The 19498-nt window shown below is 45.0% G+C and carries 19 protein-coding genes; 6 read left to right on the top strand and 13 right to left on the bottom strand.

Translation table 11 applies throughout. The features are described from left to right. Window positions 1–47: 47 nt before the first annotated feature. The 13 genes from QUA25_RS14910 to QUA25_RS14850 form a co-directional block, all read right to left on the bottom strand. Complete coding sequence (locus QUA25_RS14910; RefSeq protein ID WP_333039072.1) at window positions 48–1382, bottom strand: hypothetical protein; 1335 nt, start codon at window positions 1380–1382, stop codon at window positions 48–50. A gap of 6 nt (window positions 1383–1388) precedes the next feature. Then, window positions 1389–2714, bottom strand: coding sequence for a hypothetical protein (locus QUA25_RS14905; protein ID WP_333039071.1), 1326 nt, complete (start codon window positions 2712–2714; stop codon window positions 1389–1391). Between the two features lie 13 nt (window positions 2715–2727). Continuing rightward, the gene (locus tag QUA25_RS14900) at window positions 2728–3960 is read right to left on the bottom strand and encodes an SGNH/GDSL hydrolase family protein (RefSeq protein ID WP_333039070.1); all 1233 of its coding nucleotides are present in this window, start codon (window positions 3958–3960) and stop codon (window positions 2728–2730) included. Window positions 3961–3964: 4 nt separating this feature from the next. Then, window positions 3965–4129: a DUF5989 family protein gene (locus QUA25_RS14895; RefSeq protein ID WP_333039069.1), complete on the bottom strand. Its 165-nt coding sequence runs from the start codon at window positions 4127–4129 to the stop codon at window positions 3965–3967. Next, complete coding sequence (locus tag QUA25_RS14890) at window positions 4130–4537, bottom strand: SxtJ family membrane protein (protein ID WP_333039068.1); 408 nt, start codon at window positions 4535–4537, stop codon at window positions 4130–4132. Window positions 4538–4630: 93 nt separating this feature from the next. Further along, on the bottom strand, window positions 4631–6607 hold the full coding sequence (locus QUA25_RS14885) for a carbamoyltransferase (RefSeq protein WP_333039067.1): 1977 nt from the start codon (window positions 6605–6607) through the stop codon (window positions 4631–4633). Window positions 6608–6776: 169 nt separating this feature from the next. Next, window positions 6777–7262, bottom strand: a complete 486-nt coding sequence (locus tag QUA25_RS14880; RefSeq protein WP_333039066.1) for a hypothetical protein — start codon at window positions 7260–7262, stop codon at window positions 6777–6779. A gap of 161 nt (window positions 7263–7423) precedes the next feature. After that, window positions 7424–8344, bottom strand: a complete 921-nt coding sequence (locus tag QUA25_RS14875) for an NAD(+) kinase (protein ID WP_333039065.1) — start codon at window positions 8342–8344, stop codon at window positions 7424–7426. 355 nt (window positions 8345–8699) lie between these two features. Next, complete coding sequence (locus tag QUA25_RS14870) at window positions 8700–10349, bottom strand: hypothetical protein (protein WP_333039064.1); 1650 nt, start codon at window positions 10347–10349, stop codon at window positions 8700–8702. 87 nt (window positions 10350–10436) lie between these two features. After that, window positions 10437–14252 (bottom strand): cobaltochelatase subunit CobN, encoded by a 3816-nt coding sequence (cobN, locus tag QUA25_RS14865; protein WP_333039063.1) that lies wholly within the window; start codon window positions 14250–14252, stop codon window positions 10437–10439. A gap of 191 nt (window positions 14253–14443) precedes the next feature. Then, window positions 14444–15304 (bottom strand): EamA family transporter, encoded by an 861-nt coding sequence (locus QUA25_RS14860; RefSeq protein WP_333039062.1) that lies wholly within the window; start codon window positions 15302–15304, stop codon window positions 14444–14446. Beyond that, entirely contained in the window at window positions 15301–16038 is a 738-nt protein-coding gene (locus tag QUA25_RS14855; protein ID WP_333039061.1) for an ABC transporter ATP-binding protein, read from the bottom strand. Before QUA25_RS14855 ends, QUA25_RS14860 begins: the two co-directional genes overlap by 4 nt. Before the next feature lie 168 nt (window positions 16039–16206). Next, on the bottom strand, window positions 16207–17019 hold the full coding sequence (locus tag QUA25_RS14850) for an ABC transporter ATP-binding protein (protein WP_333039060.1): 813 nt from the start codon (window positions 17017–17019) through the stop codon (window positions 16207–16209). 30 nt (window positions 17020–17049) lie between these two features. On the opposite strand from QUA25_RS14850, the gene QUA25_RS14845 reads away from it, so the two are divergent. The 6 genes from QUA25_RS14845 to QUA25_RS14820 all read left to right on the top strand — a co-directional run bounded on the left by QUA25_RS14845 (window position 17050) and on the right by QUA25_RS14820 (window position 19446). Further along, window positions 17050–17313 (top strand): DUF433 domain-containing protein, encoded by a 264-nt coding sequence (locus QUA25_RS14845; protein ID WP_333039059.1) that lies wholly within the window; start codon window positions 17050–17052, stop codon window positions 17311–17313. Next, window positions 17310–17660, top strand: coding sequence for a DUF5615 family PIN-like protein (locus QUA25_RS14840; RefSeq protein ID WP_333039058.1), 351 nt, complete (start codon window positions 17310–17312; stop codon window positions 17658–17660). The genes QUA25_RS14845 and QUA25_RS14840 overlap by 4 nt, the downstream gene beginning before the upstream one ends. 13 nt (window positions 17661–17673) lie before the next feature. Beyond that, entirely contained in the window at window positions 17674–17922 is a 249-nt protein-coding gene (locus QUA25_RS14835; protein ID WP_333039057.1) for a type II toxin-antitoxin system MqsA family antitoxin, read from the top strand. Window positions 17923–18113: 191 nt separating this feature from the next. After that, the gene (locus QUA25_RS14830; protein ID WP_333039056.1) at window positions 18114–18980 is read left to right on the top strand and encodes a HEAT repeat domain-containing protein; all 867 of its coding nucleotides are present in this window, start codon (window positions 18114–18116) and stop codon (window positions 18978–18980) included. Window positions 18981–18986: 6 nt separating this feature from the next. Next, the gene (locus QUA25_RS14825; RefSeq protein ID WP_333039141.1) at window positions 18987–19223 is read left to right on the top strand and encodes a HEAT repeat domain-containing protein; all 237 of its coding nucleotides are present in this window, start codon (window positions 18987–18989) and stop codon (window positions 19221–19223) included. After that, entirely contained in the window at window positions 19204–19446 is a 243-nt protein-coding gene (locus QUA25_RS14820) for a PAN domain-containing protein (RefSeq protein ID WP_333039055.1), read from the top strand. The genes QUA25_RS14825 and QUA25_RS14820 overlap by 20 nt, the downstream gene beginning before the upstream one ends. Window positions 19447–19498: the final 52 nt, after the last annotated feature.

Here is a 19498-nt window from a genome sequence, read left to right as displayed (position 1 = left end):
GTGCGCTAGGCGCACCTTACATCAACCATTCAGCGGGTATTTCAGACCTAATTCTTTTTGCTCCTAGGCTGATCTTTCCGCAAAGATTCCAGAATAGAACGGCCCACATAATTGCTAAAAACTACTTCTCCAGCTTGATTGTAGTGGCAGCAGCTATCTACATAAACAGCATCTTTAGTCTTGTCAAAAACATTGACAGCATTCACTAGATTGATATTATTTTTTTCCAAATTAGGCCACTTTTTGAAAAGAGCCGGATATCCAATTTGCACAGCTTTAGCATAAGGAGTATCCTTGTTAAAAGCAATCTGCTTTTCGGCGTCACCAAACACCCTTTTCGTCTGATAATATTGATTAGGCTGAAGAACATGAAAATAAGGCACATTACTAGCAGACAGAACTTTGTGCATAAAAATTGAACTTTTCGCCCAATTCAATGCCATTTCTTGAAAAGCTACTGAATCCTGTAAAACTGACTTATTAGTATTGATATAAATAACGCTGCCACTGTCATCTTTTTTTTGTTTAGTCCGTTCTTTTTCAAACTTAATGACATCGGTTTTATAGTTATTAACTAGATTTTGAACGTAAACAGAAGTCAAAGCATCGCACGCAGCTAAATAGCAGTGTTGCAAACGTTCCAAACCCTGACTAATCCTAGCTTTATTTTCTTGGATTCTGATAGTTGCTTTCATCGCTTTTGTAGAAAGGCTATTATTCGCCAAGTTAGTCAGCGGCAAAATATGCTGAATGCTTGGCATCGCCAAATCGACTTGATTTTTATTGTTTAAGTTAGAAAGTGCTACTTCATTAAAACCATCTATATTGACGACCAGATCCAGTTCTTGCCCTAAAGCCAAAAAATAGTTTAGAATTAATAATTGCTGGGGTTGTTTGTAGCCTCCGGTAGCAAAAGACAAAATTACAAATTCTTTATCCTTCAAACCCGGAATCTGCTTGAGGTATTGAGGTAAAATTTTGTTTTGAACTTCAAATACTCCATAATTAGAAGCCACAGAACCGCCAAAAACTCCGATAATAAATTGATTTTTCTTTGTTTTCTTCAAAGGGTAATCGTAAGGAGAGATAAATCCGTAGTTGTTAACCTTAAAACCAGGGCGAAAATCGGGGCCAGGTTGTTGGATAAATCCTAAAAAAGGATGAAACCTTTCAACAATAGACTGATTCAGCCGCACTCCTTCTAAATTAATTCCTAAAGCCGACTTATCTTGCGTTTTTTCTCTCGTATAGAAAAATTGCTTGTGCTTGACAAAATACCATGCCAAAGAGCCAAGTTCTAGAAAAAACAGTAACATCACTAAATTAATAAAAGCAATCTTGATAAATTCTTGTCCTTTTTTGAGGAATTTTAAATCTTTCATAAACCTCTATTTCGACTCTCTTACTACTTTAATAATGGAACTAGAAACATAGTTTGCCAATACTTCCTCTCCGACTGAATTATAGTGGCAGCAGGCATCTTTGTAAACCGTCTCTTTTGTATTGTCTAAAATATTCACTGCGCTAAACACATTAACCCCAGCTTTTTGCAAATCATCGACTTTGGACAACAATACTGGATAACCTTTTTTCACACCTTCAATGTAAGGACTCTTCTGGTCGATCGCGATTTCGTTTTCCTTGGCGGTAAACACTCGCTTAGTGGGATAATACTGGTTGGGCTGGATAAAGTGAAAATACTTAATCTTTCTACTTGATAAAATTTGATTCATGCCGATCGACGATTCATACCAAATCGATGCCATTTTGTCAAAAGCAGCGGCATCCTGCAAAACAAAGTCAGCTTTGGGAATGTATACTATACCGCTATTTGCCGTGTCTGGGTTAGATTGTTTGACTTGTCGATCGTACTTGACAACTGCTTGCTGGTAATTGTTGACTAATTGTTTCACCTGTAGCGAGGTGACAGCGTGACACAAAGCAAGTTGACAAGTTTGCAATTTGTCAATACCTGCTTTCAATTGTTTTTTGTTTTCGTTAATTTTAACGATCGAACTCATCGCTTCCGGTGACAAGTTGTTGTTGGCTAAACCCGTCAGAGGCTGTATGTGCTGAACGCTGGGCATTCCTATTTCTACTTGGGCTTTGTTGTTTAAATTTGACAGTGCTACTTCGTTAAAACCGTCTATATTGATGACTAAATCTAATTGTTGACCCAAGGCCAAAAAGTAATTTAAAACCAATAATTGTTGGGGCTGTTTGTAGCCGCCATTCCCAAAATTTAAAACAATAATTTCCTTGTTCGCAAATTCTGGATAAGCCTTCAATTTGTTAGACAATCTGCGATCTACGTATTCATCCACTGCAAAATTATTCGCAACTGAACCCCCAAAAATTCCGATAATAACTTGATTTTTATTTGTTTTAATAAACGGATATTCGTAGAGAGAGAAAAAGCCGTGTTTATTGACTTTTAACTTTAATTTTTCATTGGTGAAGGCACCTTGTTTGAGTACATAGCCAAAAAGTGGGTGCAGTCTTTCTACGATAGATTCATCAAGTCTAATGCCGATCCTTTCAATATCTTCTACTACTTTTTCTTTGACTTTAGTTCTGGTATAAAAAAACTGCTTTTGGTTTATAAAATAAAAAGCTAGCGATAAAGCTTCCAGACAAATAAAGGCGATCACCAAATTAACTGCGATTAGAATTAATATATTTTGGCTTTTTTTCAGCGCCGTTGAATCTTTCATGAAATTTGACTGCTTACGGTTGTTTTTTGGGGACTTGAGACTGCTTCAAATTTTCGCACAAATTTCGGTTAATCAGGATACTAGCCAGCCGGTGTCCGAGTTCATTCCAGTGACCCCCACAGGGTACAGAATTATCAAAACCGTGGGCGCAAACTTGATATTTTTCAGTGTAACCTTGGATCTGTTCGGATAAATTCAGTACCCGAAAACCCTCGCGCGCGCCCAACTTTTCCAGCCGCGTATCGGGATAAAACAAATCCTGAATGTTGTTCTTTCTCATAAAATTTTTTCGCCTCTCGGCATCGGGCCTAACTTGCATCGGATCGCCGATCGTCACAACCCAGAAATCAGCATTTTTCTGCACAACTTCATTCCGCATCGTCACAATCAAACCCTCTGTCACCCTCCAAGCCTCTTGCCAAGCTGCATTCGGAGGTTCCTTGAGGTTTTGGGTACTTAAAGTGGTAAAATCCTCAGATAACTCGCGCTTTTTCCTTTCTAAGTCTACTTTTTTAATAACCTGCAAAATGCGCGAATTTTTTACGAGGAAACTAGGCATCCGGTCTACGAAGGAAACTGCTCTTTCGTTGCGGTCAATCGGCGCCAGATTGCGGAAAGACATATCCGGTACTAACTTGCCGCTAGCATCATAAGCAAAAAATGGTCGATAGCGATCGTATTCCAATTTCGGCGAGTTGTTAATTATATCATTGCCAATAAAAAAAGCAAGAATTACAATATCAGGACTGTAATCCCACACTTTTTTTCGCAGCATTATCAATTGTTGAGCAGTACCGTAGCCCTGCACCCCGAAATTCATGACCTCAACATTTTTGCGTCCCTTAACAGCTTCGCAGTTGCCTAACTTTCGTTCCAATTTCGACCAGAAAGTTTGTTCGACAGGTACGTGAATTGCTTCGGTGAAAGAATCGCCCAAAACCGCAACGCGCAAAGTATTTGGAGGTTTTGCTTTTGTGTGTTCACGATCGCGCAAACCCTCGCTATTCACCTGCACAAAACTCGCACCTTCCCCATTCCACTCCCCTGACGCGCCCGGTTTCAGCTTCCAGCCCAAATTCGGATCGGAAGTGTGGAAACGAGTTGGCGCCGACTCTACGAAATCTCCTATTTTTTGATAGCCCTCAACTCTAGCAACTCGCAACCCAACTTCACCAATTACCACCCCCATCAATAAACCGCCGAGTGTCAAACCCAAATTGACACCCAAATTTTTCAACTTGCTCATTATTTCAAAACAGCGTGTAAATAAATGGAGCAATCACAGAACCCTGACTCAATACAATCAAAGCTCCTAAAAAGACTAAAGTCACAATTAACGGCAACAGCCAATACTTTTGGCGTTCTCTCATAAACGCCCACAAATCTTTGAGAAAATCTAAAGTTGCTTCAAACACTTAAAAAGGACGCTCCATACTAACTTTTGTTCTTGCTTTACTTGGGATGCGGTAAGTATCCATTTTCGGATTGAGTTTGCGCCGCATTGCATCTTCGCCGAAAATGTTTTTGAGAACTCCCATCGGCCAAACTATCAGGTAAAAAACTATCCCTAGGACGATCGGCGTTTGGATTTTGTGGAGGAGCAGTCCAAAGCGCATCCATGCGTGATAAACGGGATTCAGCGATTTTGGCGCAACCAATCCTAGCACGATTAGGACTGCGCCGATTGCCCAGGGCAGCCAAGGTAGAGAATGCCGCCGCAGTAAAGGTACTGCTAAACCGAAGATAACTGCAATCAAGCCACCAATTAGCAGCCCGAAATCGCGCAAGCCTTTTTTGTCGAGTTTTTTAATTTCGTCGCTCATTAGAAATGGGGAATTGGGAATTGGGAATGGGGAATTGGGAATTAGTTATTAGTTATTCGTTCCAACAAATAACTAATAACTAATAACTAATGACTAATCTAGTTCAAATTCATTTTTCCAAGCATCATCTTGTTTCCAAGGAATTTGTTCGGACTTGGGAAGCAAGTAATTTTCCAAAACCAGATAGTCCATTTCGGTTCGCATGAAACAGCGGTAAGCATCCTCTGGAGTGCAAACAATGGGTTCGCCTCGGACGTTGAAAGAAGTATTTACCACAATAGAACAGCCCGATCGCTTTTCAAAATGGCTGATTAAGTCATAGTAGCGAGGATTGGTTTCTTTGTGAACAGTTTGAATGCGAGCCGAGTAATCGACGTGGGTGACAGCCGGAATCTCCGAGCGCGGAATGTTGAGCTTTTCAATGCCAAACAACTGCTCTTGTTCGGGAGTCATCGGAATACGGAGACTGGACTTGACAGGTGCTACTAATAGCATATAAGGGCTAGAATGGTCAATCTCGAAATAATCCGCAACTCGTTCGGCTAAGATTGACGGCGCAAAAGGTCGAAATGATTCCCGATATTTAATTTTCAGGTTCATCACGGACTGCATTTTAGCACTGCGGGGATCGCCAATGATCGATCGACCGCCCAGAGCCCGCGGCCCAAATTCCATCCGCCCTTGGAACCATCCCACCACATTTCCCTGTTCCAAAATTTCCGCCAACTGCGGCATTAATTCGGCATCGTCCAATCGGTGATAGCTAGCTTTGACAGCATCCAAATATTCGAGAATTTCTGCGTCAGTAAACCTGGGCCCCAAATAAGAGCCCCGCATTTGATCGTGACAAGTTAAATGAGCAACCGACTTCGCCACAGTTGCCACCGCTTGGTTGGCAGTGAGAACTTCAGTCCTCTCCTCAACCGCTGCGTTTGTAGTGATAAGTTCAGTTTTGAGGGATTCTATACTATTTGCTGTGGAGTTGGCGCTGACAGTGCGAGTTTGTTCGCAATACTGATACCAAATCGCCAAAGCCGCGCCCAAAGCACCGCCAGCATCTCCCGCCGCCGGCTGAATCCAAATATCTTTGAAAATACCTTCCCGCAACAGTCTCCCGTTAGCAACACAGTTGAGAGCAACGCCGCCGGCCATACAAAGATAATCGACATCCAATTCTTTTTTAACTGTTCTGCACAGCCGCAAAACAACTTCTTCGGTAACAACTTGAATGGAAGCTGCAATGTCCATTTCTCGTTGAGTCAATTTTCCTTCAGCTTGACGCGGCGGCCCTTCAAACAGTTCGTCAAACTTCTTGTTTGTCATGGTTAAGCCAACTGTATAGTTGAAATAATCCATGTTCAAACGAAAAGTTCCGTCATCTTTGAGGTCGATTAAATAGTTGAGAATTTTGTCTACATACTTGGGCTCGCCATAAGGAGCTAAACCCATGAGTTTGTATTCACCAGAGTTAACTTTGAAGCCGGTGTAATAGGTGAAAGCTGAATAAAGCAAACCCAAGGAGTGGGGAAAATCGATTTCCCACTGAGGTGTCAGTTGGTTCCCGTCTCCCAACCAAACCGAGGTTGTTGCCCACTCGCCCACGCCGTCGAGGCACAAAACGGCTGCTTTTTGAAAGGGGCTGGGGAAAAATGCCGATGCTGCGTGGGATTGGTGGTGTTCGGTAAATAGCAGAGATGGCAGTTTATTCGTTTTGCAGTTTGCTATTGCTGCCAAATCTCTTTTGAGCATGGTTTTGAGGTAAAGCTTTTCTTTGAGCCATATCGGCATGGCGGCTAGGAAAGAGCGAAAACCTTGGGGTGCGTAGGCTAAATAGGTTTCGAGAAGGCGCTCGAATTTGACTAAAGGTTTGTCGTAAAAGACTATGTGATCGACTTCCCGCAAATCTATTTGCGCTTCTTTCAAGCAATAAGCGATCGCATTCTTAGGGAATCTGGCGTCATGCTTTTTGCGGGAAAATCTTTCTTCCTGCGCTGCTGCTATAATTTCTCCGTCGCGAATTAAGGCTGCGGCGCTGTCGTGATAGTACGCCGAGATTCCAAGTATGTTCATCGCTCTCCTCACAAATCGCAATGCGTTTGCTTTTGACTATTTAGAATAGCTAACGATTATAGCTGTTTCAGTGCTGATTGGGAATTGAATTTTGCGATCGCCTCTAATTTTACCTGGATCGATGTCGGTGGGCCGCCGGGGGGCGATCGGCTGTTAGAGAGCATTTAAGCTAGCGCCGGCTAATCCTGCGCCCCCAAGCTCTGAAGTAAGTAACCAGCGGGAATTGATAAAATTCACCTACCAACCACAGCACGATGCCTAAATGCGACAAAAAAGCTAAGCCTGTCCAAGCTACGGGCAGCCACGACAACCGGCTGCCGGGAACCGGGGGAAAATAGTAAGCTGAAAGTCCCAGCAAGGTAGTGGGAAGGAAAATTAGACCAATAGCCGCTGCAAAGTAGGGCCATCCGAATTCTACGCCTTCGAGGTGGGCTCCTATCCACTGTTTGCCGTTCCAGTGCCAAGTTACGGGTGGTTGGCGATCGGCCATTTGGAGCGATTGTCTTTCAACACTTGCGGTATAAATGTGCTGGCAGAAGTTGCAAGCTAGGGCGTCCATCAGCGCTAGGGTGGAAATTTGACCGGTGCGGCACACGGGACAGGGATATGTATCTTGAGGGTTGAAAGGTCGGGTTGATTTTTTGAAAATCTGCATAGATCAGGCTGTTTGTCAAGATATTGAGCGATCTTAACAAAGTACAGACATTATGGGTTGGCTGATGGCGGTTTTTGTATCTAGATTGTTGGTGATTTAACAGGTTTTTTCACGCTTACGTGTCCTAGGGGTTAATGCAGTTTCATGGTGGATGATTCGGATTAATTGCGGTGATTGTTGCTGTACCGAATTCGGGCTCCTGCCCAGTGAAGTTTTTCCCTCAAAGTGTTGAAATAAGAATAGTTTTCCCGCAAAATGATAAACTGGGCTTCGCAGTCTGCCCTCCGCACGTCTACGCGCTGTCCTGGCCAAATTGCAGTACCCAAAATGCCATCTGTCCAGAGTTTTGTACTGAGTTCATAATCTGCTAAAGGCCAAATGCTGACGACTGAACCGGGCGGCAGGACGATCGCCCGACTAGATAAACTCAAAGGGCAAATCGGAGTAACTGCGATCGCCTCCATTCCCGAGTGCATAATCGGCCCGTTGGCAGATGCGGTGTAGCAAGTCGAACCGGTGGGAGTTGCCACAATTAAACCGTCGCCTTGATACTGATCGACTACTTCGCCGTCAACTTCCATTTCTAGAATACAGCTCGGCATTCGATCGGCTGAAGCAGGTTTGACACACATTTCATTTAGTGCCAAAAATCGATCGCTTTGGGGTTCGAGATTGCTTCTGTTTCCCTCAAAAACTGTTGCCTGCAACATCATCCGCTTCTGCACAGCATACCTATCTTCCGAAAGTCTGTCCCAAATCTCCTCAGTATTTTGGAAATCCTCAAAAGACTCGGTTAAAAACCCCAGATGTCCCCCCACATTCGCTGCCAAAATCGGGATGCCATCAGCCGCCAAATTCCGCGCGGCAGCTAAGGCCGTACCGTCGCCGCCGAGCACCACCGCTAAATCAATTGGGCTGTTACTAGAAGCTAAAAAAACCGGATACGGGTTATCTTTCGGGCCACTGGGCCCCATTAAAACCTGACACCCGCGACTTTCTAATTGGCGGGAACACTGTTCAGCCCACCGCTGGCTGAGGGTATCTCTGGCTTTGTGGGCGATAATTACTTGTTTTAGTTGCACAACCTATCGATTTTAGATTTTAGATTTTGGATTTTAGATGATTAGATTTTAGACTGAATTGCCGCGAGCGGGACGATCGCACTGTACTCGGAAAAATATTATTCCGATGCCGCAGGGCATCTCCCCTCGGAGACTCTGCCTCTGGTTTATAGCAATTCCAAAAAGTAATCCAATTTTGGGCAAGCTGCAAACCCTTATCTCATATCAATTCCGGTTATATCGGAATGATTAAACCACAGAGGACGCAGAGGATACAGAGGAAGGGAGGAGAGATGAATAATTCCGATGAAGGGCGGATTTGATATCATCTGTCATTCCCAATTCTTTAATCGAAAATCGAAAATCGAAAATGGTATTATCCCTCGCTGCGGCTGGATTTTGCCCGCGGCCAGATAATGCTGGAATCGGCCGCGAGTAGGCGAGAAACTGCGATCGCCCCAAAGCGGTTGAGGTGGCTGGGGTCAACAAAATAGTCGTTACGGCCCGGCCACCGCTGCGACAAGTCGCGGAAAGCGAAGCCTTTTTGCCGCGAGAGTTGCTGCATTCGCTGCCGAAACTGCTGTTCTGCCCACAGGCGAGTCCCGTCTAAGTAGTCGTCTGTGAGGGGCAAATTGACGAAAATAAGGGGAATTTTTCGAGCTTTGGTAAATGCTACAACTGAATTAAAGGCTGTTGCTTGTTTGCCTCCGAGGTTGAAGTTTTCGTAGTCGCGATCGTACTGGCCTGAAACGTAAGCGCGTTCTCGATAATAAGTGTTGGGATTGTACCTGCCCGACATAGCCATGAATCCGTTGGAGTCGATCGAATCTGCCAATTGGTTGAGTTGTCTGATGGCTACTGTTGTGCGTCGCGACACTGGAATCAATTGTGCTTTTTGGGTTGCTGCATTCGCTGCGATCGGTTTTAACTCATATCTTGCAGCATTTTCAGCAACGGGCATCTTGCCCGTTCCACTAGACAGGAATTTGATTGGGGGGTGGGTGTCAGCAACGGGCAAGATGCCCGTTCCACTAGACAGGAATTTGATTGTAGGGTGGGCATCTTGCCCGCCCCTGAAAGGTCGATCGACAGATGCCAATGCTTTGCGGAAAGTGTTGTTAGCGCAGGGCTGCGGGAATCTGTAACACAGCGGAATCTCGTTGGGTTCATCCAACTCCAGTTCGGGGCGAATGCCTGCTGCTAAAAGTTGGCTGCCTTCAGAATCGACGATCGAATTAAAAGTGCGATCGTCCCGGCCGCTGTTAAATCCACGCACACCATCCGCCCAGACAATCATTTGAGGCAAATGACCCGGCTTCAAAAGCCGCCGCAGTTGAAAGTCAACTACTTGTGCAGTTGCGCCGTTGACTGAAAAGTTAAATACTTTTAAGCCCGGACGGCCCCTTTGGGCCAAAGATTGTTTTAGCTGTTTGGGATCGACGCCCTGCAATGCCCGGGAACTACCGACTATCAAAACATCTGGCGGCCCGACGGCAGCAACGTAGGATAGGTAAAGTTCTAGTTGTTCGTTGAGCAAATCGCTGCTGAAGCTGACTGTACTGGCTTGCGATCGGGTTGCGCCCGCTTGCTGTTGGGAATAAACCAGGTTTCTCATGTACTCGATTACTTTTTTCTCCGCAAACACCCGTCTGGGACTGCCTGGGGGAACCGCTTGCATCCAGGCTACGGCCTGCACCCACAGGGCGGCTACTTCGTCCCAGTCTTGTTTTGAATTGGCTGATTGAGCCAAATTAGAAGCTTGGGTGGCAAAGTTAACTGCCTCCGTGAAGCCATCGTTTTGGGGGCATGAAGAAACGCTGAGGGATTTTTTGGTTTGGTTGGCGTTTTTAGCTAACAGAGACGTTGGGGACTGCGCTAGGACGGCGGATTGGCTCGAACCCGATGCCGCTGCGGTGTTGGGCGGCTTGGGGGGGGAAGATCCGACTGTTAGCGCGAGCACGGCGGCAGCGGCACAGGTACGTTTGAGGATGCTGGTACTGAGGCTAGCAATGTAGCGGCGAATCATACAGCTTTCACCGTGGTCAAAATATTACTAGATATTACCGCAAACTGCCTTTGGTCTCCAGCCGCGATCGTGACGTTAATTGCGTATTTATGTATGGGATTCGATGACTGCTTCGGCTTGCAGGGCGATCGACCTCAATTTATCCAATGTATCCTGCTTCGCACTCTGCCATAACCCCCGCTGGCGGGCTTCTAGCAATCTTTCCGCCATATCTCGCAGTGCCCAAGGATTGTTTTCTTGAATAAATGTCTGCACTTTCTCATCAAAAATGTAAGCCTCTGCGATTCCTTCATACATAAAATCCTCTACACAATTTGCCGTAGCATCGTAAGCAAACAAAAAATCAACTGTTGCTGCAATTTCAAAAGCACCTTTGTAACCGTGGCGCATCGCACCTTCTATCCATTTGGGATTCACAGCCCTGCTGCGATAAACCCGCGCAATTTCTTCTCTCAGTTGTCGCACTTTTGGATTTTCGGGAATCGAGTTATCTCCGAAATAGGTTTCAGGATTTTTGCCTTGCAAATTGCGGATTGCGGCCGTCATTCCCCCTTGGAATTGATAATAATCGTCGGAGTCGAGGATGTCGTGTTCGCGGTTGTCTTGGTTTTGCAGAACTATTTGCATTTGGCCGAGGCGTTTTTCAAATGCTTCGGGTGCAGAACATCCCCATTCACTCTGTTTAACTCCTGCTACATCTCCCGGCAAATTTGAGGAACTAGAGGAGGTATAGGCGTAACTGCTCCAATTAATGTAAGCTTTTGCTAAATCGCTGTCGTCTGTCCAGTTTTGAGCTTCAATTATGCCTTGAAGTCCTGCGCCGTAAGCACCCGGTTTTGAGCCAAACACTCGAAATTGCGATCGCCCTTGCGCCTCTTCCTGACTCAGACCTGTAGATTCCCAATACTGAATCTCTGCTTGAACTTGTGCTGCTAAAGGATTATTTTCTGCCGATTCGTCTAAATCTGCCACAGCTTTTACCGCACTGTCAAACAAATCAATTAAATTAAAAAAAGCATCGCGGAAAAAGCCAGAAATTCGCAAAGTAACATCAACGCGCGGCCGCCCCAAAACAGAAACTGGCAAGATTTCAAAATCTACAACCCGGCGCGAAGGGCCATCCCAAACTGGTTGAACTCCTATCAGCGCCAAGGCTTCGGCGATGTCGTCTCCCCCGGTCCGCATGGTGGATGTTCCCCACACTGACAAACCCAAAGTTTTAGGATATTCGCCATTTTCTTGGGTGTATCTTTCGATTAAAGTTTCTGCAGCAACTCTGCCAACTCTCCAGGCCGTTTCTGTGGGAATGGCGCGGATATCTACTGAGTAAAAATTCCGACCGGTGGGCAATACATCTGGTCTGCCGCGAGTGGGCGCGCCGGATGCGCCGCTTGGTATGTGCCGCCCATCTAGTCCGCGCAAAAGGTTGGTAATTTCTTGATCGGTTTGGAGGAGTGAAGGTAAAAGATAGTTACTTATCCAGTCTAATTCTTGTTGGGTTGCTTCTCCTAGTTGGATATTTTTAACCGCAGATGAACGCGGATTAACGCGGATGTTTTCGATTAATTTATCTACTAATTCAGCGGCTTTTTCTTCGAGTTCTGCTGTTAAATCGCCTGCTGTGCGGTTCTGAATTATCGAGGTTGGATCGCAGGTTAAGGGGTCGAAATCGTAGCCTGAGTCTTCTGCTAGGGCGCGGGTTAAGCCCGATCGCCCGTTGGTGGGATGGCGGGCGATCGCAATTATCAAATCTCTCAACTGTCTACCTTCGGGACACTGACCGAAAATGTGCAATCCGTCCCGGATTTGGGATTCTTTGAGTTCGCAAAGATAGCCGTCTGTGCGGGTGATAAATTCTGTAAATTCCGATTTATTTAGTTGTATTCCTAAGTCTTTATCTAAGTTTTCTTTGTTGGTGAGGGCGAGAATGCGATCGCGAATCATGGGCAATCTGGACGGATCTAAACTTTGGGCTTCGCAATACTCATCAATTAAGGTTTCCAACTGCTGCAAAGGCCCGTAGAGTTCGGCGCGAGTCATCGGCGGTGTCAGGTGGTCGATAATCACAGCTTGCGATCGTCTTTTTGCTTGGGAACCTTCCCCCGGATCGTTGACAATGAAGGGATAAAAATTCGGCATCGCGCCTAACGCTACTTCTGGATAACATTTGTTAGACAATGCTATACTTTTACCGGGAAGCCATTCTAAATTGCCGTGTTTTCCGGCATGAATTATAGCGTCAATTCCCAACTTTTCTCGCAGCCAATAATAGTAAGCTAGATAATTGTGAGTTGGTTCTAAATCCGGTGCGTGATAATTTAACGCGGGGTCAAGTTCGTATCCCCGCGATGGTTGAATTCCTACAAATACATTACCGAACTGAATCCCCGGAATCGGGAAAGACGTATTGTTACTTATAAAATCTTGTGCATAGCTTCCGGGAAGCCCCCATCTTTTACAAATCCCATCTTGCACTTCTTGCGGCAAAGTAGCAAAATATTCTTCATATTCAACCAAATCCAAAGATTGATGAACAGGTCGCAATTCGCGTCCTTCGGGGTCATTTGTAACACCAGAAGTTAACAGTTCAATTAACTCGTTGCCGCTAGCGGGGATGTTTTCAATTTTATAGCCAGCTTGCTGCATAGCTTTGAGGATTTCGACACAGCTAGCGGGCGTATCTAAGCCGACACCGTTGGCTAAGCGGGCGTTGCGAGTGGGGTAATTTGCTAGAATTATGGCGATGCGTCTGTTGGCGGCTGGGGTTTGTTTCATCTTCACCCAATTCGCGGTTAAATCTGCTACAAATGAAATGCGATCGCCCGCTGCTACATAGCCTACTACATCTGTTTCTAATTCGCTGTTCCAAGTCTGTACCGCTTTAAAAGAAACAGCCCTAGTAATGATTTTTCCGTCTACTTCCGGCAATGCTACATTCATCGCTACATCGCGGGGCGAAAGTCCTTGTAACTCAGTTTCCCACTGTTCCAAACCGCCACCGCTGAAGATTGCTTGCAATACGGGAACGTCTAAGGATTTTAAGCTGTTTTGTTCCGGTTCTTGGCTGCTGAAACCGGAGACTGCAAAACTTGTGGTGTTGAGCAATAATTGAATGGATTCTGATTCTTTAGGCTGGAAATATTCCAGCAATTCTATTTGCAAATCCGGTTCCCGAAGAGAAGACACAAATACGGGAACTGGTACTAAGTTTCGCTCTGCTAGAGCTTGACACAGTGCATCAATTGGTGCTAAGTTTCCTGATAAATAATGAGCACGATAAAATAAAATTCCTACTTTAGATTTAGAAGTGATGTCCCCGTGTCCGCAAGTTGGGGACGAGTCAATTGGCTTTTTCCAATCATAAATTCCGACGCGGGAAACTGTTTGAGGTAGGGGCGGATTATAAGCAGTCTTCAGGCAAGTATCGGCGGCAAATTTTAGTGCATTAACAAAGTTTTGGACTCCGCCTTCTGTGAAATAGCGCCACAGTTTATTGACTGCTGACAGCGATACATTGGAATGGCTGATTAAATCGGGATCGGGGCTGTCTTCTCCCGGCATTACAATCAGTGATGCGTTAGTTTTCTGCACAGTTTCCCGCAGAATTTCTAACCCGTAAGACCAATAAGAACGCCCTCCTAACAGTCTTAAGATTATAACCTCGGCGCGTTCTAAAACTTCCTCGGCATAAGTATCAATTGTTAGTTGTTGCTGCAACTGAAGCAGGTTTACTGCCCGCACTTTGGGAAATTTTGCCGGCATTTTGGATGCGGCGGCTGCGAGAGTTTGAATGTCGGTGTCAGCAGCACTAATAAATACTATTGGTGCTGGGGTTTGCTGAATAAAAATTACTCCTTCTGCTTGAGGGTTCCAACCTCCGGGTGTGGCTGCTATTTTGTGCATTAATTTTTTTTATTTTAATAAATAGTGAGATAAAGTGCGATCGCCTTGAGTATAACATGACCTATACATCAATAGAGGCTAGGGCTTGTTTCCCACCCAGACATCCCCGCCCAACCGAGAGAGGGCGGGTACGGGGGCACCGCCCTTACATTCGGGGGGAGAATGAGCGTCAAAGTCCGGGAAATCTCAACTTATAAACTGATAAATAAAACTCCCACAATCATGATTCCGGCCCCTAATAATCTTTCTTGAATATCTTTTTCCTTAAAAATGAAATGACCGAACAATACACCCATTAACACGCTAGTACGCTTAATCGCGATCACTCGCACTACGAAAGTTAATGTCAAAGCTTGCATTTGAAAAATTATTCCAATAGCATTGATAAACCCCATAGCCGCTAGCATTGGTAATTGTTTGAGAATTTGTCGCCCTGGATTTGGGGTTTTGTGCAATAAAACTGGCAGTAGCAAAACACTCATGGTACCAAACAAAGAGAATACCCAAAAAATAGGGTAGGAATTTGTAACTCCTATTTTGTCAAAATTTGCTGCAATACTCCATAGTAATGCGACGATTAACATCAATTTTGGCCCGGGTTCATCCAGCAGTGCTTTGAATGGGGCTAAATATCCTTTAGATTTCTCTTTGATATTTAATAAATAAGAGCCTGCTACGATTAGTAAAATGCCAATATAATCAAATAATTTGGGATATTCACCGACAATTAACGGTGAAGTTACCAACATAAATAAAGGTGTCAAAGCTACCATCGGTAGTGTCAGGGATAAATCTGATACTTTGATGGCTTTGATGTAGAGGAGGGCTGTGACAGCGTTGATGCTACCTCCGATTAATAGGGCGAGCCAAAATTGAGAGTTTAATGGCGGAATTCCTGTATAAAATACCCAGGGAATCAAACAGATGACTGAAAAAAATGACAGAGACCAAGCGACGACATATTCGTCACTTTTTTTGAGGTTTTGTTTGCCAAAAACGTCTTTGACGGCTTCAAAGAAAGCGGTCAAAATTCCAAAAATTAACCAAGTCAACCTAAATATGCGCTCCTGACTCGCTCGTCGTTTAGCAAATCCGCTCCTATACCTGTGAGGGTAATATTACCAGCTTCTAGTACGTAACCCCGATCGGCAATTTGCAGTGCTAAACTAGCATTTTGTTCGACTAAGAGGATTGTAACGCCTGTGGAGCGGAGGTTTTGAATAATTGCAAAAATTTCTTTGACGATCGCGGGTGCTAAGCCTAAACTGGGTTCGTCTAATAATAGCAGCTTCGGGCGACTCATCAGAGCGCGGGCGATCGCCAACATTTGCTGTTCCCCGCCGCTGAGGGTTCCTGCTAGCTGGCGGCGCCTTTCTGCTAGGCGCGGAAATATCTCAAATTGGCGCTCTAAATCGGCTTTTACTGCCGCCGAGTCCGATCGAATATAGGCCCCCAATTCCAAGTTAGTCAACACCGTTTGCTGCGCCAAAACCCGCCGCCCTTCTGGACTGTGGGCGATTCCCAATTTCACAACTTCGTGAGCTTGGCGGCGGCTAATATCGCGCCCGCTATAAATAATTTGTCCTTGCCGCAAATTAACTATTTTAGAAATCGCTCTCAGGGTGGTACTTTTGCCCGCACCGTTGGCACCGATGAGACTGACAACCTCGCCTGCATTAATCGTGAGATTAATATTTTGTATGGCTTGAATTCCCCCATAACTTACAGAAACATTTTTGAGTTCTAAGAGGATGTTTTGGGTTGTTTTGGGTGGGCTATGTTGCATTTTTTGTGACTTGATTTTTGATGACCAAACTGTCTCTTTTTCAGCATTCCTCCAGGGGTTGAAACCTGGCTCCTAGCTTAATTCCTCTTAAGAGGGCTGAAAGATTCATTTAAGGCTAACTATTAATTTTACTCGTTCCCCGCCTGAGCCGGGAAACATTTACAATTTCTACGTTTCATCTCCCAAATAAGCCTCAATTACCGCTGGGTCATTCCTCACAACAGCAGGTTCTCCCAAAGCAATAAGCTGACCGAAATGCAAGACGGCAATTCGATCGCACAACCCCATAACTAGCGGTACATGATGCTCGATCAATATTACAGTTAAATTGAATTGTTGGCGCACTTCTCGGATAAATTCGCTTAATTTGTGCTTTTCACTGGGATTCATCCCTGCTGCCGGTTCATCTAACAAGAGTATTTGCGGTTCTAAGGCTAAAGCGCGGGCAATTTCTAAGCGCCTCTGGTCGCCGTAGGCCAAGTTTTTGGCTTGTTCGCCCGCGCGATCGCCCAATCCGACTAAATCCAACAATTCTAAGGCTTTTCGCTGGGTTTTGCGTTCCATTGCGTTAGATGCTGGCAAGCCGAAAATCCCCGCCAGCACCGATAAAACAGGATTGCCCGATCGACTGTGGATGTGTCGGGCGATCGCGACATTTTCTAGGGCAGAAAGTTCCCCAAACAACCGGATATTTTGAAAAGTTCTGGCAATACCTTTATTAGCAATTTGATAAGGCTTCAATTGGGAAATATTTTCCTTTTGATAAATCAGGTTGCCGCTAGAAGCAGGTATCAGTCCAGTCATTAGATTAAATAGAGTGGTTTTGCCCGCGCCGTTAGGGCCGATTAATCCAAAAATTTCGTGTTTTTCAACTGTAAAAGATACGTTATTTACAGCAATTAAACCACCAAAACGACGAGTTAATCCTTTGGCTGCTAAAACCGGATTGCTTGTTGAGAGGGTAAGGGGTGCGGAAATCATCAAATATGATAAAATAGTGATTATCTAATTATGCCTCAAATTATGGATGCTCAAAAACTCTTAGAACGAATCACAGTAAATCCCAAGATATTTAACGGAAAACCCATTATTCGGGGTCGCCGTCTTGCAGTTGAGCATATTCTAGGAATGTTAGCTGCAGGCGACACTCCTGAAACGATTCTAGAAGGCTATCCCTGGCTAGAAAGAGAAGATATTCAGGCTTGTCTAGTTTATGCTCACCGACTGGTTAGTCACGAGCGTATCGAACCTCTCTTGGCAGAAGCTGGCAAATGAAAATTCTTTTGGATACTTGTGTTTGGGGCGGCTCCCGCCAACAACTGGAAATCGCGGGACATGATGCAATATGGACGGGAGATTTGCCAGAAGATCCGGGCGACGAAGAGCTTCTTTCTCGTGCATATAATGAGGGTCGTATTCTAGTAACCTTAGACAAAGATTTTGGCGAACTTGCAATAGTCCGGGGCGTAGCTCACTGCGGGATTATCCGTTTAGTTAATCTAGCGGCGAGACAGCAAGCAGAAGTTTGCTTGCAGGCGATCGCACTTCACGGACAAGAACTCCAGTCAGGTGCTATTATCACTGCGGAATTAGGTCGATTGAGAATCCGAAATCCGGGATAATGAGGATAAACCCATGCGAGAAATCCGATGCAATACCGGAGGCAGCAACCGCTATGAGGAACGTAGAATCAATTACCTTTACAGCCATCAAGGTAAATACTTGCTAGTTCCTAACACGCCAGTAGAGATTTGTGTTGATTGTGCCATGATTTATTATGATGCAGCAGTTCTCAAAGAAATTGAGCGCCGTTTCTTTGCGATTCACCAGCAGAATGAAATGCCGGATTCGTATATTCAAATTCCCAGCAAGAGTTACACCTAAAGAAGGGTTTTTCCAGGAAAGAACCAGAATCTTCTTAAAGTGGCGCTTTTTAAGCAGTATTTAGGGCGATCGATTTCACCACAGACAAGCACAAATTTAGATCGCCCGGAGTCCTGAAACATTTTGATGAGAATGTATACACAATTATTCAAATGGCTGAGACGGCTCATCAAATACAAGGATTCTGGCCCATGACGAAGCACTACCGACAAAGATTAGTTGCCGTAATTGCCCTCTCGTTTCTATCTTTCACCTCCCCTTTGCTGTTGACTCGCAATGCTGCGGCTGGAATTGGGGACGAACCCACAGCTAATCCCAAACAGATTGCCTCCCTCACCGAGAAGTTAAAGAGTAACGATGAAACCGCACTTGATCCAGCTATTAAGCTGTTACGAAAAATAGGTGAACCAGCCATCCCTGATTGGATGGAAGCTTTGCAGGATAAGAATTTGTCAGTCCCCCAGAGTGCTGCTGAGGTTCTAAGACAAATTGCTCTTCCTGCTATTCCTGCCTTTGTCAAAATCTTGAAAGACTCAGATGTGTCGGTTGGTGCAGAAGCTAAAACTGCACTGCCGCAGCTAATTCTCTTGCTGAAAGACTCCGATGCAACTGTGCGTAGCCGTGCTGACTATGCTTTGGGAAGGATGGGTGCAGAAGCTAAAACTGCTGTGCCACACCTAATTCTGTTGCTGAAAGACTCCGATGCAACTGTGCGTAGCCGTGCAGCCAATGCTTTGGGAAGGATGGGTGCAGAAGCTAAAATTGCTGTGCCGCAGCTAATTCTGTTGCTGAAAGACTCCGATGCAAAGGTGCGTAGCCGTGCAGACTATGCTTTGGGAAGGATGGGTGCAGAAGCTAAAACTGCTGTGCCACAGCTAATTTCCCTGCTTCAAGACTCAGATGCAACTGTGCGTAGTAGTGCAGCCAATGCTTTGGGAAGTTTCGGTCCAGAAGCTAAAACTGCACTGCCGCAGCTAATTGTCTTGCTGAAAGACTCAGATGCAACTGTGCGTAGTAGTACAGCCTCTGCTTTGAATAAAATCCGTGCAAAAGCTTAAACTGCACTGCCGCAGCTAATTGTCTTGCTGAAAGACTCCAATTCAAAGGTGCGTAGTAGTGCAGCCTCTGCTTTGAATAAAATTTGTGCAGAAGCTAAAACTGTACTGCCGCAGCTAATTGTCTTGCTGAAAGACTCCAATTCAAATGTGCGTAGTAGTGCAGCCTCTGCTTTGAATAAAATTTGTGCAGAAGCTAAAACTGTTGTGCCGCAGCTAGTGGCTGTTGACAAAGTGGAATTTTGAGTTAAATACTGACAGAATCGGCGCTGATTATAGCAATATGTACATTAGCCAACCCGACCCGGATCTTTGCAAACAAATCGGTGCGTTTGATGAACAATGTCAGGCTTTTACTTTGGTGAGGCCGGGAGTGGAGGGCGATCGAGCTTGGTGTTATTTCAAGAATGGTGTGCCGTCGTCAAGTCTGAGAGAAGGCAGGATTTCTAGTGTAAAACTAAGGCGTTAAAGAAAAACGAAAGCGGAATGTTATTAAAGTTTCCCTGTTTAAGCTCAACTTC

The organism is Microcoleus sp. Pol17C6, from assembly GCF_036701145.1.
Lineage (GTDB): Bacteria > Cyanobacteriota > Cyanobacteriia > Cyanobacteriales > Microcoleaceae > Microcoleus.
The sequence above is the reverse complement of the archived record's forward strand: the minus strand, read 5'-3'. Positions and strand labels throughout refer to the sequence as shown.

Excerpts from the sequence above, each read along its gene's own strand:
- QUA25_RS14910 (WP_333039072.1), bottom strand. The coding sequence starts at position 1,382 with ATGAAAGATTTAAAATTCCTCAAAAAAGGACAAGAATTTATCAAGATT.
- QUA25_RS14905 (WP_333039071.1), bottom strand. The coding sequence starts at position 2,714 with ATGAAAGATTCAACGGCGCTGAAAAAAAGCCAAAATATATTAATTCTA.
- QUA25_RS14900 (WP_333039070.1), bottom strand. The coding sequence starts at position 3,960 with ATGAGCAAGTTGAAAAATTTGGGTGTCAATTTGGGTTTGACACTCGGC.
- QUA25_RS14890 (WP_333039068.1), bottom strand. The coding sequence starts at position 4,537 with ATGAGCGACGAAATTAAAAAACTCGACAAAAAAGGCTTGCGCGATTTC.
- QUA25_RS14885 (WP_333039067.1), bottom strand. The coding sequence starts at position 6,607 with ATGAACATACTTGGAATCTCGGCGTACTATCACGACAGCGCCGCAGCC.
- QUA25_RS14880 (WP_333039066.1), bottom strand. The coding sequence starts at position 7,262 with ATGCAGATTTTCAAAAAATCAACCCGACCTTTCAACCCTCAAGATACA.
- QUA25_RS14870 (WP_333039064.1), bottom strand. The coding sequence starts at position 10,349 with ATGATTCGCCGCTACATTGCTAGCCTCAGTACCAGCATCCTCAAACGT.
- cobN (WP_333039063.1), bottom strand. The coding sequence starts at position 14,252 with ATGCACAAAATAGCAGCCACACCCGGAGGTTGGAACCCTCAAGCAGAA.
- QUA25_RS14855 (WP_333039061.1), bottom strand. The coding sequence starts at position 16,038 with ATGCAACATAGCCCACCCAAAACAACCCAAAACATCCTCTTAGAACTC.
- QUA25_RS14850 (WP_333039060.1), bottom strand. The coding sequence starts at position 17,019 with ATGATTTCCGCACCCCTTACCCTCTCAACAAGCAATCCGGTTTTAGCA.
- QUA25_RS14845 (WP_333039059.1), top strand. The coding sequence starts at position 17,050 with ATGCCTCAAATTATGGATGCTCAAAAACTCTTAGAACGAATCACAGTA.
- QUA25_RS14840 (WP_333039058.1), top strand. The coding sequence starts at position 17,310 with ATGAAAATTCTTTTGGATACTTGTGTTTGGGGCGGCTCCCGCCAACAA.
- QUA25_RS14835 (WP_333039057.1), top strand. The coding sequence starts at position 17,674 with ATGCGAGAAATCCGATGCAATACCGGAGGCAGCAACCGCTATGAGGAA.
- QUA25_RS14830 (WP_333039056.1), top strand. The coding sequence starts at position 18,114 with ATGACGAAGCACTACCGACAAAGATTAGTTGCCGTAATTGCCCTCTCG.